The 17,916-nt window shown below is 59.6% G+C and carries 10 protein-coding genes; 7 read left to right on the plus strand and 3 right to left on the minus strand.

What is annotated here, in order from left to right; genetic code table 11:
- Nucleotides 1-52: 52 nt before the first annotated feature.
- Entirely contained in the window at nt 53-1,111 is a 1,059-nt protein-coding gene (nadA, locus tag A7D21_RS15885; protein WP_069552085.1) for a quinolinate synthase NadA, read from the minus strand.
- A 230-nt stretch (nt 1,112-1,341) separates the two neighbouring features.
- Nucleotides 1,342-2,919, minus strand: a complete 1,578-nt coding sequence (locus tag A7D21_RS15890; RefSeq protein WP_256556235.1) for a lactate dehydrogenase — start codon at nt 2,917-2,919, stop codon at nt 1,342-1,344.
- 430 nt (nt 2,920-3,349) lie between these two features.
- Here A7D21_RS15890 and A7D21_RS15895 point away from each other — a divergent pair, with 430 nt between their 5' ends.
- The 7 genes from A7D21_RS15895 (at nt 3,350) to pstB (ending at nt 16,263) form a co-directional block, all read left to right on the plus strand.
- Nucleotides 3,350-5,308: a PAS domain-containing sensor histidine kinase gene (locus A7D21_RS15895; protein WP_069552102.1), complete on the plus strand. Its 1,959-nt coding sequence runs from the start codon at nt 3,350-3,352 to the stop codon at nt 5,306-5,308.
- A gap of 303 nt (nt 5,309-5,611) precedes the next feature.
- Nucleotides 5,612-7,327 carry a ShlB/FhaC/HecB family hemolysin secretion/activation protein gene (locus tag A7D21_RS15900; protein ID WP_069552087.1) on the plus strand — a complete coding sequence of 572 codons (1,716 nt, stop codon included), beginning with the start codon at nt 5,612-5,614 and terminating at the stop codon, nt 7,325-7,327.
- Between the two features lie 105 nt (nt 7,328-7,432).
- Complete coding sequence (locus tag A7D21_RS15905) at nt 7,433-12,376, plus strand: hemagglutinin repeat-containing protein (RefSeq protein ID WP_069552088.1); 4,944 nt, start codon at nt 7,433-7,435, stop codon at nt 12,374-12,376.
- A gap of 171 nt (nt 12,377-12,547) precedes the next feature.
- Nucleotides 12,548-13,564, plus strand: coding sequence for a phosphate ABC transporter substrate-binding protein PstS (pstS, locus tag A7D21_RS15910; RefSeq protein ID WP_078827231.1), 1,017 nt, complete (start codon nt 12,548-12,550; stop codon nt 13,562-13,564).
- 82 nt (nt 13,565-13,646) lie between these two features.
- Complete coding sequence (pstC, locus tag A7D21_RS15915; RefSeq protein ID WP_371850818.1) at nt 13,647-14,615, plus strand: phosphate ABC transporter permease subunit PstC; 969 nt, start codon at nt 13,647-13,649, stop codon at nt 14,613-14,615.
- Entirely contained in the window at nt 14,612-15,484 is an 873-nt protein-coding gene (gene pstA, locus A7D21_RS15920; RefSeq protein ID WP_069552089.1) for a phosphate ABC transporter permease PstA, read from the plus strand. The genes pstC and pstA overlap by 4 nt, the downstream gene beginning before the upstream one ends.
- Nucleotides 15,484-16,263 (plus strand): phosphate ABC transporter ATP-binding protein PstB, encoded by a 780-nt coding sequence (pstB, locus tag A7D21_RS15925; protein WP_053257749.1) that lies wholly within the window; start codon nt 15,484-15,486, stop codon nt 16,261-16,263. Before pstA ends, pstB begins: the two co-directional genes overlap by 1 nt.
- Nucleotides 16,264-16,411: 148 nt before the next feature.
- Here the strand turns inward: pstB and A7D21_RS36220 are convergent, their stop codons facing one another.
- Nucleotides 16,412-17,317, minus strand: a complete 906-nt coding sequence (locus A7D21_RS36220; RefSeq protein WP_256556236.1) for a hypothetical protein — start codon at nt 17,315-17,317, stop codon at nt 16,412-16,414.
- Between the last annotated feature and the right edge of the window lie 599 nt (nt 17,318-17,916).

Raw genomic sequence — 17,916 nt, forward strand, 5'->3', positions numbered from 1 at the left:
GCATTCGCGAGCAAGCCCGCTCCCACAATTTTGACCGTATTTACAGCTTGGGTCAGGCGTTGCCGGCGAGCTTCAAGCGCGCAGCCTGGGTGAAGTCCAGCATGCGCTTTAACGGGCGCACGGCATGCGGGATCACCGACGGCTCGACGAAGATCTCATTACTGCCCTCACGCAAACACTGCAGTGTGCGCTCCAGCGTGTTCATCGCCATCCACGGGCAATGCGCGCAACTGCGGCACGCCGCGCCGTTGCCGGCAGTAGGCGCCTCAATGAAGACTTTATCCGGGCACAACTGCTGCATCTTGTAGAAGATGCCGCGGTCGGTGGCCACGATGAACGTCTTGTTCGACAAACGCTGTGCGGCGGCAATCAGCTGGCTGGTGGAGCCCACCGCGTCCGCCAGCTCGATCACCGAGGTCGGCGACTCTGGGTGCACCAGAATCGCCGCGTCCGGGTAGAGTGCCTTCATGTCTTCAAGCTGCTTGGACTTGAACTCCTCGTGGACGATGCACGCCCCGTCCCACAGCAACATATCCGCACCGGTCTGGCGCTGGATGTAGGTGCCCAGGTGCTTGTCCGGGCCCCAGATAATCGTTTCGCCGTTGTCCATCAGGCTTTCGACGATTTCCAGTGCGCAGCTGGAGGTCACGACCCAATCCGCCCGGGCTTTGACCGCCGCCGAGGTGTTGGCGTAAACCACCACGGTGCGCTCGGGATGCTGGTCGCAGAACGCCGAGAACTCCTCCACCGGGCAACCCAGGTCCAGCGAGCACGTGGCTTCCAGGGTGGGCATGAGGATGCGTTTTTCGGGGGTGAGGATTTTGGCGGTCTCGCCCATGAAACGCACACCGGCAACCAACACGGTCTTGGCCGGGTGGGCAGCGCCGAAGCGGGCCATTTCCAGGGAGTCGGAGACACAGCCGCCGGTTTCTTCGGCCAGGGCCTGAATCACCGGGTCGCAATAAAAGTGGGCAACCAGCACCGCGTCTTGAGCCTTGAGCTCGGCGGCGATGGCGACACGCAGGCTCGCCTCTTCTTCGGCGCTGAGGGCCTTGGGCTGCTTGGCGTCGAGGTGAGCTTGAACCAGTAGGCGTTCGGAAATTTGCGTCATGTTCGCAAGACCTGCAAGCGCAGTTGCGCGAAAGTCGAGTGTACCACCGGCTCTGGAGCCCTTCGGGCGCCGCCGGACGAAGTGATTGTGTTCATCAAGCACGGGTGAAGCTGCGCAAGGCTACAGAATATCGAATGGATTCAAAAGCCTAATCTGGCATTCCCGGGTGCGTCTGTCGGGCAAAAAAAACGGGAAACCCAACGCAAGGGTTTCCCGTTTTCCAACCGGTGTCAGCGCTGCAGTGCGGCAGGGTCTTGCTGCAGCATCACCGAGTCATGCATGCTCGCCAACGCATCCTTTAGCGTTGACTGCTCCAGCGCATCCTTGGATTTTTTGCTTACCTGGGCCGCGTGCTCAAGCAGCGCCAGGTAATCGCGCTTGGATGCGCCCTCCTTCGGCACCACCGTGTCCTCAACCAGCTTGGCCATCACATACTTCTGCGTATGGGTGCTCTGTACAGCCGTCTGCGAGACGGACGCGCTGGCCAGTTGGCCGTCTTTATAGGCGAAGCTTGCCGTACTGCTGGCCTTGTCCTGCACTTGCACATACAGGTAATTCTGCGATTCACGGTTGCCGTCCAAAACCGGTGGTTTACCGCCATTGAGGCTTGTGTGGAAACTCGCAGAAAGCGCCGACTGCTGGTGCTGGGTAACACTGCGATCTGCGCTACTGCGACCGTTGACCTGGGTCTTCTGCGACACGGTGTAGGAAAAACTGTCGACTTCCGACGGGCGCATTGGGTTGCTAGCGTCCACAGACTGTTTGATCGAAGCTTTGAAATCAGCCAGGCCAGTCAACAGGCCTTTGTCGCTGGGGTTGTTGCTCAGGGCGACTGGAGCGGTAACACCTTGTGGATAGTTGCTGTTCATGGCGCTGAACGCATCTTTGAACATCGCCATCAGGTCCGCATCCGCACTGCCGCGTTGCGCCACCCGGTCAAATTGGGCCAGGTAGGTTTTCAGCGCCTTGGCTTGCTGTTTAGAATCGCCGAGGATTGCCGCGTTTTTGAGGTCGACGGCCAGGTCAATGTTACCGGCCGGGCCACTCATGCGCGTGGTACGGCTCTGACTGTCGGCGTGGAAAGCCAGGCTAACGTCCTTGCCATCAAGGGCCTTGAGGCTGGCATTGAGGTCGACGGAAGCCAGCACCTGGGTATCAAACTGGGTCAACTTGCTCAGGTCGAGCTTGGGCGGCACGGCGGTCAGCCCGTCCACCGAGGCTTGGAAGGCACTGCCCAATTGGCCGACGGCCTTGAGTTCATCAGCCGTCAAGTCGCCGCCCTCTACGGTGGCCTGCACGCCCAAGCCATCCTTCTGGCTGGACAGGCTGAAGGTGACGGTCTTGCCGCTGGCGGTCTTGATGCTCAGGCTGACCTGGTTGTCGGCCTTGTTGTGCAGCAGCGTCTGGTCGGTCTTGATCGCGCCGGCATCCCCGGCCCGGGCTGCCGTTGTATTGAGCACGGACTGTGAAATACCGACGCCGCCGCCCTGGGTAAATTGATCCACCAACGCCGCGCCCAGGCCGCTGTAGCGACTCGCCGTGGAGATCGAATTAAAGCGGCTGTTGATGGCGTTGGTAACGGCATCCTGGCTGCTGTTTTCCCAGGCCCGCAGCGTTTCCTGGCCGGGCAACTGCCCGTCTCGAGAGTAGATATCGACGACATCGGCCGCAGGATTACCGAGACTGACCAGCGAAGACGGCCGAACCGGTGAGACATCGACGGTATTCGCCACGGCGGCCGGCAAAGGCGTCGCGGCCGCGCGAACGATGAGGGGATGGGTAGCGATGATAGGCGTTAGCGTCGTCATGACAGTCCGTGTCTTGAAAGCTGAGTAGCTTTCAATTTAACCAACACGTGACGGGATTGACAGCATTGAAGCCAAAATGATGACCAACGCGTGCTGCCAAAAAACTGGCTTTTTGCCGTATTGCGCAAGTCAGAACCGGTAAGTCACCGAACCACCAAAACCATTGGCTTTGTCTTCATGCCAGGCATCGTAAGTCGGTGTTAATGCGGGTTGGGTCTGGCGAACCTTGATAGGTTGGTTTTTCAAGCCCGCCAACGGTTTATTGTGCACGTGCCGGTGCAATTACGCTGAACTCGCTGGTGGGATAGTTATCGTAATGACATGATAAAGTCCATTCAACATATTCGGTCAGATCCAAATGAATAGCACCGTCGGGATGGGCCCCGAGACAAGTCACACGCCCGATCCCCTCACAGGCGGCGCAAGCGAGCTGGCCGCGACTGGCTTGGGTAGAAATGAAGCGTTCACTGAGCGCGTACTGGCCAGCATCAACGATTGCATCAAAGTCCTGGACCTCGACGCCCGTCTCACCTTCATGAGCGAAGGTGGTCAGAAAATCATGGAAGTCAGTGACTTCAACAGCATCCGCGGCTGCCCCTGGCCCGACTTCTGGCAGGAACAGGGAAACCTGGACGCCAAGGCCGCCGTGCAGGCCGCCCAAAACGGTGAAAGCGCGAGCTTTATCGGGCCTGCGCAAACCTTGGCCGGCAACCTGAAGTGGTGGCATGTGCAGGTCAGTCCGATCCTGGACGGTAATGGCCGACCGGAGCAAATCCTCTGCGTGTCCCGTGATATCACCGCCCTGCGTGAAGCCGAAGAGTCGCTGCGTAAACTCAATGAGTCGCTGGAGCAGCGGGTGGTGGAGCGTACCCGTGATCGTGACCGTATCTGGCGTCTGTCGCCAGACTTGATGCTGGTTGCTCAGCTCGACGGTGTGATCTCTGCCGTCAACCCAGCCTGGACACGCATGCTCGGCCATACCGAACACGACCTGGTGGGCAGTCAGTTGCTGGCCCTGGTGCACCCGGACGACCTGGCCGTCTCGTCATCGGCGGTCAGCCGCCTGGGGGATGGCAAGAACTTTCCCAACTTCAAGAATCGTTACCGCCACCAGGATGGCAGCTACCGCATGATCGCCTGGACCGCCGTGCCCGACAGCGACTACATCCACGCGGTGGGCCGTGATATCCAGGCCGAGGAAGAAGCCAAGGAAGCCTTGCGTTTGTCGGAAGACGCCCTGCGTCAATCGCAGAAACTGGAAGCGATTGGCCAACTCACCGGCGGCGTCGCACACGACTTCAATAACCTGCTGACAGTGATCAAGTCCTGTGCTGACTTGCTCAAAACGCCTTCGCTAAGCGAAGTACGGCGCATGAAATATGTGGAAGCCATCGCCAGTACCGTGGACCGTGCTGCCCGTCTGACCGCGCAATTGCTGACATTCGCCCGCCGCCAGGCCCTGCGCCCGGAAGTCTTCAACGTTGGCGACAGCGTATTGCGGGTGGGCGAAATGATGGACAGCCTGACCGGTTCGCGCATCAAGGTCACCATCGAGGTGCCGCAGAAACCGTGCTTTATCAACGCCGACGAAAGCCAGTTCGATACCGCTCTGGTGAATATGGTGGTCAACGCACGGGATGCCATGGCCGGCACTGGCGACTTGGCGATCAAAGTGGCGACAGCCAACTGGCTGCCTTCAGTGCGGGCCCATCCAGTGCGCGTCGCCGACTACGTGACCATCGAGTTAAGTGACACCGGTTCAGGCATTGCGCCGGAAAAGCTCGACGCCATTTTCGAACCGTTCTACACCACCAAGGGTATCGGCCAGGGCACCGGCCTGGGGTTGTCGCAGGTGTACGGTTTTGCCAAACAATCGGGCGGTGAAATCCTGGTGAAGAGCGAATGCGGCAAAGGCAGCCAGTTCGTTTTGTACTTGCCGGAAGTCGAAGCCGGTGTGACGACAGCCATCCCGGAACACCAAAGCGACCCGATTGCCTCCAACCTGTGCGTGCTGATGGTCGAAGACAACACCGATGTCGGTCTCTACACCTCGCAGACCCTGGAGCAAATGGGTTTTAAAGTGCTATGGGTGCCCGACGCCAACAGTGCACTCGACGCCCTGGCGCCCAACCCGGAGAGCTTCCAGGTGGTGTTTTCCGACATCTCGATGCCAGGCATGAGCGGGCTGGAGTTGCTCGACGCGATCGAAGCCCTCTACCCGTGGCTGCCCGTGGTGCTGACCACCGGCTACAACGACGAATACGCGCGCATCGCCCAGGAAGAAGGGCAGCGCTTTGTGCTGATGCAAAAACCCTACTCCACCGAAGCGTTGGCAGTGCAACTGCACAAAGTCGTCAAGAGCCGCCTGAATCTGATTTCTCCAGGCTGACCCGCTTGTATAAACACGTCGATTAAACGGTTATTGCGCAACAATCAGAAAACCCGCCCCCATCCGTTAATACGCACACCCCCGTAAAAACAACCCTCAACAGGTGCCCACAGGGCACCTGCGCACCACCTTTGTGCATTTTTTTGCTGAATAACGCGGCATTCCTCACGTTTTACGTAATAAATCCTACAGCCGATGTAACAAACCGTTTATTGATGACTCAAGTGCGGCAAGTCCCCTCCCGAGTGCATGGCTTGGCTCGATGGGCATGAATCGTGTGGATTTCTACGTTAAGGATGTCGAGTGCCGAATCAGCCCTCAACCAAGCGTCTTTGTTGTATTCATAAACTAGGCGCCGCCCTGCTCTGCCTGTGTGCGCTGCCGGCGGCCGGCGCCGAGGGGCCGCAGCTCGGTCAGGAAGCCCTGCGTTTGCAGCAACAGCAGCAGCGCGACTTGCAACAATTACAACTGGAGCAGCGCCAGCGGCAGCTACAAAGAGGCAGTTTCGGCGCGCAACCGGCGACGCCAACCGTGCCTGAGGGCGGCGGCCACGACGAACGCTGCTGGCTCTTGAGCGGTACACGCGTGGCCGGTGTGACCTTGTTCAGCAATGCTGAGCTGAGCACACACATCAAACCCTACGTGGCCGCCTGCATGGGCGTCACCCAGATCAACCGCCTGCTGGCCGAGATTACCCGCCTGTACGTTGAGGCCGGCTACATCGCCAGCCGTCCGTACCTGATCAGCACGCCGGCGGCTGGGCACCCGTTGGATATTCACGTCGAAGAAGGCTATGTCGAAGCCATCGAATTGACTGACCAGAGCCTGCCGGTGTCGTTACGCGGAGCGTTTCCCGGGATGCTCGGCAAGCCGCTGAACCTGCGCGACCTGGAGCAAGGCCTGGACCAGCTCAATCGCCTGCGCTCGGTGGACCTCACCGCCGACATCGCACCTGGCAGCGAACCTGGTGCGTCGCGAATCATCTTGCACTCGCGCAGCACGGCCTCGCGCTGGGGGTTGGGGCTTGGGGTGGACAACCTCGGCAGCGCCGGCACCGGCCGTGATCGCAATGCCATCAGCCTGAGCCTGGACAGCCCGTTGGAACTCAACGATTCGCTCAACCTGAGTTTCAGCGACACGCTCAACCACGGCCCGCGCTACAGCCGCAGCAACAGCCTGTTTTATTCCATCCCTTACGGCTACTGGACCTACAGCCTGTTCGCCAGCCACGCCGAATACCGCTCGCCCTTCACGCTCAGCAGCGCGACGTTTTATAACAGCGGCCGCACCGATCAGGTCAGCGTGCGCACCGATCGGGTGTTATGGCGCGACCAAGGCCATCAACTCAGCGCCAACCTGCAACTGGCCTACAAGGACGTCGACAGCTATCTGCAAAAGGTTCGCCTGGGCATCCAGAGCCCAACGCTGACGGTGGCCGAGGCCGGCGTAAATCTGTTCTGGCTCAACAGTGCGGTGTGGAACCTCGACGTCAATTACGCCCAAGGCCTGACCTGGTTCGGCGCCGATCGCGATGCCGACCACGTACAGAAAAACCTGCCCCAGGCGCAATTCCACAAGTACCGCGCCAACCTGACTCAATGGCGCAACGGCCAATGGCTGGGGCAGCCGTGGCAGTGGCAGAGCCAGCTGTCGGCGCAATACAGCCCGGACACGCTGCCCGCCATCGAACAACTGCTCGGTACCGACGACTCAGCCGTGCGTGGCTATCGCGACAACAGCGCGTCGGGTGCGATCGGCGCGGTATGGCGCAATACCCTGCGCTTGCCGCTCAACAGCGACCTCGCGGTCAAGATCACGCCACGCCTGGGCCTGGACAACGGCTGGGTCAAGCGCGAACACGGTGCCCAAAGCCAACGCCTGAGCGCGGCCAGTGCCGGGCTCAACCTGAGCTGGAAGAACGTGCAGCTTGATGTCGATTACCAACACAACCTCAACACCCCCGCAGGTTTTGCCCAGGAGCCGGATGTATGGCTGACGCGCCTGAGCCTGCAACTATGAGCCGATATCTGTTTAGCCTGAAATAACCGCAATTCCTGACCACCACAGCAGCGTTGCAACGAACAACGCACGTCGCGGATCAGCCAACACAGAGCGAAATTATTTATGCCGACAGACACACATCCGTTTCACCTTTCACCTCAAGGCAAACTGCGCTGGGCCATCGCCAGCCTGTTTCTGCTGCCACAACTGGCGCTGGCCGCTGGGTTGACCGTGGTCGAAGGGCCCGGCGGTACACCGCAACTGCAAAACCAGGGTGGCGTGCCCATCATCAACATCGTCGCGCCGAATGCTGGCGGCCTGTCCCACAACCAGTTTCTGGACTACAACGTCGACCGCCAGGGCGTTGTGCTGAACAACGCCTTGCAGGCCGGTCAATCCCAGCTCGCCGGGCAGTTGGCAGCCAACCCGCAGTTCCAGGGCCAGGCGGCGAGCGTGATTCTTAACGAAGTGATCAGCCGCAACGCCTCAACCGTCAACGGCGCCCAGGAGATTTTTGGCCGGTCGGCCGACTATGTGCTGGCGAACCCTAATGGCATCTCTGTCAACGGCGGCAGTTTTATCAACACCCCGAATGCCAGCCTGGTGGTGGGCCGCCCTGAACTTAACGACGGCAAGCTGCAAGCCTTGAACACCCGCGATGCGCGCGGCCAACTCACGGTACAAGGCCAGGGCCTGCACAACCGCGAAGGTTCAATCAACCTGATCGCGCCGCGCATCGACAGCGACGGTCACCTGAGTGCGCGTGATCAATTGAACCTCACCGTCGGCCGCAACCAAGTCGACTACGCCAGCGGCCAGGTGCGCCAGGTAGACCCAGCCAGCAAAACCCAGGAGCAGCGTATCGACGCCCGTCTGTTCGGGGCGATGCAGGCCGGGCGCATCAACATCATCAGCACCGCCGATGGCGCCGGCGTGCGCGTGGGTGCCGTAAACGTGCAGGGGCGTGACGGGGTCAAGATCAGTTCGGCCGGCGACCTCGATATCAGCGGCCAGGTCCACGCCAACAGCCTCGACGCGACCCGCGCCAGCGTGCACAGCCGCCAGGGCGATGTCGACGTGCACAGCGCCAAGGACCTGAGCCTCGCCGCCACCGACGTCAGCGCGCGCAACGTCAAACTCGACGCCGGCCGCAACCTGACACTTGGCAGCCTGGAAAGCCGCAAGCTCCAGGAAAAACGTGAGCAATGGGACAACAGCAACTTCCTGTTCACCTACGAAACCTATGACCGCACCACCACTGACCAGGACGCGCGCCAGCACGGCAACAAGGTGGTCGCGCAACAGGACGCAGCACTGTCGTCCGGCGCCAAAACCGAGATCAAGGCCAGCAACGTGGAAGCCGGGGCCGGTCTGCACGTCAATAGCGGCGCCGACCTTCAGGTGCTCGCAGCCACCGAAACCCACGAAACCCGCGATCAGGGCAATCATCGCAAGCACCTGTGGAAAGCCAACTGGGACACCTCCAGCAGCGAACAGCGCAGCATCACCAGCAGCCTCAAGGCCGGCAAGACCCTGGAGCTGACCAGCCAGCAGCAACTGCACCTGCAGGGCGCCGAGCTGAACACACCGGGTGACCTCCAACTGGCCGCCCGCCAAGTGGATATCAGCAGCGCCAGCCGCACTCAGCGCAGCAGTCATACGGCGTACTCCGGCGACCTGACAGGTGGCAGCTTCTTCGGCAAAAACGGCGATGGGGATAAAGGCAACACCTTGAATACCGGCAGCAAGGTCAACGCCGACGGCAAGCTGATCGTCCAGGCGGATGAGGTGCGCATCAGCGGCAGCCAGGCCCGTGGCGGCAAACAGGCCAGCGTGATCAGCGACAAAGGTTCGCTGGTGATCGACGGCGTACAAGACACGTCCCACGACAATAGCTACAGCAAGGACAGCAAATTCTTCGGCATCGCCAAGGATGAAAGCCGCCAGAACCTCAAGGACAGTACCGTGGTTGCCAGCAACCTGCGCTCGGACAGCAACCTCAAGCTGCAAAGCGCCAAGGACATCCACGTCAGCGGCTCACAGGTGTCCGCCACCGGTGAACTGCAGGCGGATGCCAAGGGTGATATCAAGGTCACTGCTGCTGAAAACACCTTCCACAACGCCACCAGCACCCACACCCGAGGCTTCGAGGGCTACGCCAGGGAAACCGCCGATGGCACCCGCCAGTACCGCGCGGGCGTGAGCTACGAAGACCAGCAGCACACCAACAAGACCGACACCACGCAACAGCAGGCGTCCAGCCTCAGCGGCGGCAGCGTGGCCGTCACGGCCGGTGGCGACGTAAGCTTCAAGGGCTCCGACCTCAAGGCCACCGAGGGCGATGCGACCTTGAGCGGCAAAAACGTCGAACTGCTGTCGGCCCATGACAGCAGTCACAGCGACACCGACAAAACCACCACCGGCGGCGGCGTCTATTACACCGCAGGCCTTGACCGCGCTGGTAACGGCGCGCAGTTCAGCCACCAGAGCAGTCACGACACCCGCAGTACCACCACCGCACAAACCAGCCACGTCGCGGCGGCCGGCAAACTGACCCTCAACGCCGGCAACACCCTCACCAGCCAGGGCGCGCAGGTCCAGACGGGTGGCGAGTTACAGGTCAGTGCGGGTCAGGTCGATAACCAGGCGGCGCATAACAGCGAGACCAGCACCCACAAGGAGAATGGTTGGACCGCCGATGTCGGCGCCAATGTCGAATACAAAGGCGTCACCCGGCCAATCGAAAAAGCGTTCGAAGGCATGGCCCAAGCCAAATTCCATCAGCCAGGTTTGCTCGATGCCTTCGAGCAACCCAATGTCGGGTTGGATGTGGAAGTCGGTCATACCAATAAAAGTCGCACACAGCAGGACAGCACGGCGGTGGTCAGCCAGTTCAGTGGTGCCACGGTGCAGGTCAATGTCGCTGGCACGTTGCAGGATGCAGGCAGTCAATACCGCGCCACCGATGGCGGCCTGAAGATCGCTGCCGGCGAGCATCTCGCCACGGCGGCGGCCAACACCCACAGCAGCAGCGAGCAAGGCGTGGACGCCAAGGCGGGCGTGCGGGTCTACACCACCACCGGTGAAGACCTCAACGTACGTGGCAGCGGCACGGGCGGCAGCAGCGACGTGCGCCAAACCGCCAGCACGGCGGTGGTCGGCAGTTACGCCGCCACCCAAGGCGTGAACATCCAGGCCAAGGGCGATGCAGGTTATGAGGGCAGCCAGTTCAACGGTGGCCAGGCAGGCATCCACCTCAAGGCGGGGGGTGAGTTGGCGCTCAATCAGGCCAACGATACCCAGAGCGACACCCGCAGCAGTCTGCGCGGCAATGGTTCATTGACTGTGGGCACGGCGCCCGGCGCGAACGGCACAAACGTCAACCTCGGTGCCGGTGCACAGTTGGACCATAAGCAACTGGACACCCGCGACAGCCAGGCGCGTGTCGCGACGCTTCAGGGCAGCGGGCCCATCGCGCTAAGCAGCGGCGGCGACATGACCCTGCAAGGCACTCAGGTCGGTAGCCGCACCGCCAACACCGGCGATATCAGCCTGACTTCCGGCGGCAAGCTGGACCTGCAAGCGGCAACCGATACCCACGTCAGTAACGGCAGCAACCTGGGCGGCGGCCTGACCGTCGGTGCCGGCAAGACCAGCAGTGCCGAAAGCAGCGGCAAGACCGGCAGCCTGAGCGCCAACTTCAACATCGGCAAGGTCGCCGAAAACGATCAGGCCGCCGTCGTTGGGCAGTTGCACAGCAACGGCAAGGTCAGCCTCGCCAGCGGCGCGGATGCGAAGGATGCCATCCACTTGCAAGGCACACAGGTCACCGCTGCCAGCGTCAAACTCGACGCGCAACAAGGCGGCATCCTGCAAGAGTCGGCGCAGTCCACTCAGGCCCATGACAGCTGGGGCGTCACCCTCGGCGCGGGCGGCAGTGGCGGCAAGACCACCCTGGCCGATGCCGGGGAGCACGACACACCCATGACCCAACTTGGCATCAATGCCCGGGCCAAGGTCGACGTGGATCACCTGCAAAGCACTGCGCAGCGCGACAGCCTGATCAAGGCAGACAGCGTAACGCTCAACAGTGCCCGCGATACCCACCTGGCTGGCGCACGGATCGAAGCGGATCAGGTGAGCGGCAAGGTGGGCGGGGACTTGGTGGTTGAAAGTCGCCAGGACCACATCAGCAGCACCCAGGTCAACGTCGATGCCAAGCTCGACGTCGAGAAAAACCAGCCCGGCGTGGTCAACAAACTGGCCAAAACCACCGGCCCGCTCAAGGACAAGGTGCAAGCCAAGGCCGAGGGCGCCTTCGACAAGCACCGTGAAAAGCTCGAGAACGCTGTCGACAAGGGCACCGAACAACTCGCTTCGGCCAAGGAAAACCTGGCCAGCGCCAAGGAGCGCCTGGGCGAGAAACTCACCCGCAGCGCCAGCTATGAGGTGAACCCGGAGCCGCGTGGCGCCTTCGGTACCCGCGTCGACAAGGCCAGGACGTACCTCGCGGACAAGAAGGATGCGTTGGGCACTCACCTGTCAAACCTCAAGGATAAGGTTTGGCCAAAAACCAGTGACAACCTTGCCGTCAGCGGCAAGCACACCACCGGCAGCTCGGTGGCGGATACCGCAGAAAGCGTGCTGTTCGGTGACAAGAGCGGTAAAACCAGCTACACCCCGACCTTGAACCTGGATGTCAGCCGTGTCGCCAAAGACAGCGTTACTCAAGCGTCTGGCATCCAGGGTACTCAGGGCGTCAATCTGCAGGTAAGCGGTGCAACGCATCTGACCGGCGCACGGATCAGCGCGCAGGGGGGCACCGTCGAGCTGGGCGGTTCCGAGGTGAAGGCCACGACGTTGGCAGGCAGCGATTATCGCGTCGATGTCGGGCTGAACGTTTCAAAATCGCCGGTCAACCTGGTGTTGGGCGCCAAGGACCAATTAACCCAGAAACAGGACGACGCGACCCGTCAGGATCAAGCCTTCAACCTCGGGCCGCTGCGGGTAGGCGGGCACAGTGACAGCCAGCAATGGCAGGCGGGAATTGATCAGGAGATCAACTAAGCAGTCATGCCCCGGTGGAAACGAGTCAGTCGATTTCCACCGGGGCAATCATTTCTAAATGTTTCTTCATAAACCCAAACCGTCATTAAACCGACACATCTCAGGAATTAAATCGTCACGTCTTAGACAGGTGGACCTATCCACTTACCCCTTCCTTGAGGTGTTGTCGTGATGTTGCCGAGCAAAAAAAGTCTGTCCGTTTTGTTGACCGCCCTGTGCCTGAGCGGTGTGGCCCACGCCACTGACGTTACCGGTGCCGGTTCGAGCTTCGTCTACCCGGTGCTGTCCAAGTGGTCACAGGACTACAGTAAGAACTCCAGCAACCGCATCAACTACCAGTCCATCGGCTCCGGCGGCGGTATCGCCCAAATCAAGGCAGCCACCGTTGACTTCGGCGCCTCGGACGCGCCGCTGTCCGCCGATGAACTCAAAGCCGGCGGCCTGGGCCAGTTCCCCAGCGTAATTGGCGGCATCGTGCCGGTGATGAACGTCGAAGGTGTGGCCGCAGGTCAGTTGAAACTCGACGGTGATGTGCTGGCGAAGATCTTTCTCGGTGACATCAAGGCCTGGAACGACCCGGCAATCGCCGCGCTCAACCCCGGCTTGAACCTGCCGGTGGCGAACATCACCGTAGTGCACCGCTCCGACGGCTCGGGCACCTCGTACAACTTCACCAACTACCTGTCCAAAGTCAGCGATAGCTGGAAAACCAAGATCGGCTTCGGCACCACCGTGCCTTGGCCGGTCGGCGTGGGTGGCAAGGGTAACGAAGGGGTTTCTGCCTACGTGAAGCAGATCAAAAACTCCATTGGCTTTGTGGAATACGCCTACGCGTTGCAGAACAAGATGACGTACACCCAGTTGAAGAACGCTTCGGGGAAATTCGTCAAACCTGACGCCAAAGCGTTCCAGGCCGCCGCTGACACCGCCGACTGGGCCCACGCCAAAGACTTCAACCTGATCATGACCAACGCGCCAGGCGAAGGCGCATGGCCGATCACAGCCACCACCTGGATCATCATGTACAAGCAGCCCAAGAACGCGGAGCAAAGCCAGGCCGCCTTCAGCTTCTTCAAGTGGTCACTGGAAAAAGGTCAGCAACAGGCTGCGGCACTGGACTACGTAGCATTGCCGGACTCTCTGGTGACGCGAATCGAAGGTTACTGGAAGTCTGACTTCACCAACTGATTCGCCTTATGACCGCCTTCCTCATCGCTTGAGGAAGGCGGTGAGCACATCTGATATGAACGACAGCGTCCAAACCCTGGTTATGACAACTCACGCGGGCGACACACGCAGCGACAGCCGCGCGGCCCGCGATCAACGCCACGATCTGTGGTTCAAACGCACACTGTTCGGCGCAGCCATGTTGGTGCTACTGCTGCTGGCAGCCATTGCAGCCTCGACCCTTTGGGGCGGCGGGCTGGCGTTCAAGACCTTTGGTTTCGACTTCATCACCAGCACCGAGTGGGATGCGGTCAATAACCACTTTGGCGCCGTGGTGCCGATCTACGGCACCCTGGTGACCTCGTTTCTGGCCTTGCTGATTGCAGTCCCGGTCAGTTTCGGCATCGCGATTTTTCTCACCGAAGTCGCGCCGCCCTGGCTGAAGATGCCGGTCGCATCAGCGATTGAATTGCTCGCCGGTATTCCATCGATCATCTATGGCATGTGGGGCCTGTTCGTGTTCGGGCCGTTTATGGCCGAACACCTGTCGCCGTTGATCAATGACTACCTGGGCGCCCTGCCCTTGGTCGGCTCGCTGTTTCAGGGCCCGCCACTGGGGATTGGCATGCTGACCGCCGGCATCGTGCTGGCGGTGATGATCATGCCGTTCATCACGTCGGTGATGCATGAGGTGTTTCGCAGTGTGCCGACACAGTTGAAAGAATCCGCCTACGCCTTGGGCAGCACCACTTGGGAAGTGGTGTGGGACATCGTGTTGCCCTACACCCGTTCGGCGGTGGTCGGCGGCATCTTCCTCGGCTTGGGTCGTGCCCTCGGCGAGACCATGGCCGTGACCTTCGTACTGGGTAACGCCCAGCAGTTTTCCGCCTCACTGCTGATGCCCAGCAGCTCGATCGCGTCGGTCATCGCCAACGAGTTCAGCGAGGCCTACACCGATCTGCATCGCTCGGCGCTGATCGCCCTGGGCTTCCTGCTGTTTATCGTGACCTTCGTCGTGCTGGCGTTGGCGCGGCTGATGCTGATGCGCCTGTCGCGTAAGGAAGGGCTATGAACGCCAACGGACGCCTCTACCGAAAACGCGCGCTTAAAAACGGCGTAGCCCTGTGCCTCAGTTGCGGCGCTACGGCCTTTGGCCTGCTGTGGCTGGCATGGATATTAGTGACGACCATCGTCAATGGCTTCCAGGCGTTGAACCTGCGCCTGTTTACCCAGATGACCCCACCGCCCGGCACTGAAGGCGGCCTGGCCAATGCGTTTTATGGCAGCGCACTGATGTCCGCTATCGCATTGCTGATCGGCACCCCCATCGGGCTGATGGCGGGCATCTGGCTGGCAGAGTTCGCACGACACTCGCGCCTGGGTACTACCGTGCGGTTCATCAACGACATCCTGCTGTCCGCGCCATCCATTGTGCTGGGGCTGTTCATCTACACCGGCGTCATTCTGCCGCTGAACCTGCTGACCAATCACCAGGTCGGATTTTCTGCCATCGCGGGGGCATTGGCCTTGGCCCTGCTGGTAATCCCGGTGGTGGTACGCACCACCGATGAAATGCTCCAGCTGCAACCCTCGACCATGCGCGAAGCGGCCCTGGCACTGGGTGTGCCGCAGTGGAAGCTGACACTGCAGATCGTGTTGAGGGCGGCCAAAGCCGGCGTGGTCACCGGCATCCTGCTCGCGCTGGCCAGGATTACCGGGGAAACGGCGCCGCTGCTGTTCACCGCCTTCGGCAATCAGTTCTGGAGCAGCAACCTGCTCAAGCCGATTGCCAGCGTGCCGGTGGTTATTTTCCAGTACGCCATGAGCCCGTTCGACGACTGGCATGCGCTCGCGTGGGCCGGTGCATTGGTGCTCACGCTGTTCGTGCTGGTACTCAGCCTGGCATCCCGCCTGATTCTTTTACGCAATAGGTCTCACTGATGGACGCCACCGGCATTGCTCACGAAAAAACCAAAATCCAGGTGCGCGGGTTGGAGTTTTTCTACAACAATCAACGTTCCCTGAAATCCATCGACATCGACATTCCGGAAAAGCGCATCACGGCCATCATCGGTCCCTCAGGCTGCGGCAAGTCCACCTTGCTGCGGGTGTTCAACCGCATCTACTCGATGTACCCCAAGCAAGAAGCGCGTGGCGAAGTGCTGCTCAATGGCGAAAACATTCTCGCCCCCGGCTATTCGATGAACCGCCTGCGCAGCCATGTGGGCATGGTGTTCCAGAAGCCCGTGCCGTTTCCGATGTCGATCTTCGACAACATCGCCTACGCGGTGCGTCACCATGAAAAATTGTCCCGGCGCGAAATGAATGACCGCGTCGAGCAAGCCTTGCGCGGCGGCGCCCTGTGGGATGAAGTGAAAGACAAACTCAACCAGAGCGCACAGAGCCTCTCGGGTGGCCAGCAACAGCGACTGTGCATCGCGCGCACGATTGCCCTGCGACCGCAGGTATTGCTGCTGGACGAACCGACCTCTGCACTCGACCCCATCTCGACCGGGCGTATCGAGCAGTTGATTACAGAGTTGAAGGCGCAATACACGGTGATTATCGTGACCCACAACATGCAGCAAGCCGCGCGGGTGTCGGACAACACCGCGTTCATGTTCATGGGGGAATTGATTGAGTATGGGAATACGGACGAGATCTTCACCAAGCCGCAGATGAAGCAAACGGAGGACTATATTACCGGGCGGTTTGGTTGAGCGGACGCCAATACTCTTTAACCAAAAAATCCGGAACGCCTCATTTGCGCGAGCCGTCCGGATTTTCTAAACCGCCATAAGGCGGTGGGAATAAAGTTTTACAGGCCCTTCGAAAACACTACCTATACTGCCAGCCGTCAGTTTGCGCCTAAGAGCCAACACCTTGCAAAGAGAACTCCAACTCCTTACCTACGCCCTGTTCTTTGACAATATGCTGTTTACCTACCGTCGAATTTTTATACCTGCCGTACAGACCTGTGCTCATGATTTCACCCACCTTTACATCCCCCTTGTCATCAGTAGTAAAGGGTGCAAAAAAACTACCGCGGGTAGGCGCTATCTGCGAGCTTTTATTTATTTTCGCGCCGTATTGTTCGACGAAGCCAGCGTCACTACCCGCTAGCGCAACATTCTGATCGACGTGTATATCTTTGACATGTTGTTTTGGCCCAGGGTTATCAGGATCCGTAACATCCTGAACATAGGCGCTCAAAATTCGCGGGTCTGCGGGGTCTCGTTCGACAGTAAGTTCATACTTATTGCCAAACTTAAAGTCCACCAAGGTGCTATTGCTCGCGCCTGTTACCCCATCAAATTCAGCACGCCCTTTGGGCGCATTGAAATGCGGGCCATATCCGGAAAAAATAATCAGCGCCTTGCCATCCCCTCGGGGTTGCATCCCGATATAGCCACGACCAAGGGCTGTACCTTTCTCAGTATTGACGCCGAACATCATCGCGTAGTAAATCCCTGCGTCCTTATCAGCCTTTTTTTGAAGACCTTCGTCGATAATGATAGGGAACGTAATGTTGCTCAACCCAGGGCGCGGAGCGGCAAGCGAGTACTTCACACCAAACAATCCGTTGGGAGATGTGAACTCTTTCTTCATTTCAAATTTTGGATCGCTTACTTTATCGAGCACTGAGGCATCGGAAATAAGCGGAGTAGGCGAAGCACTGTCTTCAGATTTTATTACCGTCACACTCGCTGGCGATTGTGTTGGCAGTTGAACATGTATTGCTCGTGGAGAAAGTTGCGAACGGTAGATATTCATAACAACCACAGCCCTCTTTTGGAACAGCCATCAATAGGCATCAATGCAATGCCCGTTCATAGGCATGGTTATAAGGCCTCACACGCATCAATAGTGCTGACACCGATGAATGCCCTAGCGGTCTGAAAGGCGTCATTGTCGGCTGTAAATAATTGCTGATTTCGATCAAGGCAACTGACGACTTGTACGCACATTTCACGATATGACAGTAAATGGCTGACACCAAACCGCGCTATCAGAAAGAGCGCTCGGACGGCGTGGACTTTTCCTAAAGCAGATAAGGTCTATAACTGACAATTGCGGGAGATATATCTGAGTTGCCCATCACTCAAGACATTCTATTGAAACCTCGCGTAGCGAACGCCGCGACGGCACGCCCCCTGCACCGGCTTTAGTGGTAACCCCTCACCCAGGCTCTACTTCTCAACCAAATCCCAGGCAAAAAAAAACCCGGAAATCCTCACTTGCGTGGGCCTTCCGGATTTTCTAAACCGCCAAAAATGGTGGGTCGTGTGGGATTCGAACCTACGACCAATTGGTTAAAAGCCAACTGGTTTTCAGGTCTCGAAACCAATTGGTTATGGGCCTAAATCTACCCG

This window comes from Pseudomonas sp. AP19 (assembly GCF_001728855.1).
In the GTDB taxonomy this organism is placed as follows: domain Bacteria; phylum Pseudomonadota; class Gammaproteobacteria; order Pseudomonadales; family Pseudomonadaceae; genus Aquipseudomonas; species Aquipseudomonas fluorescens.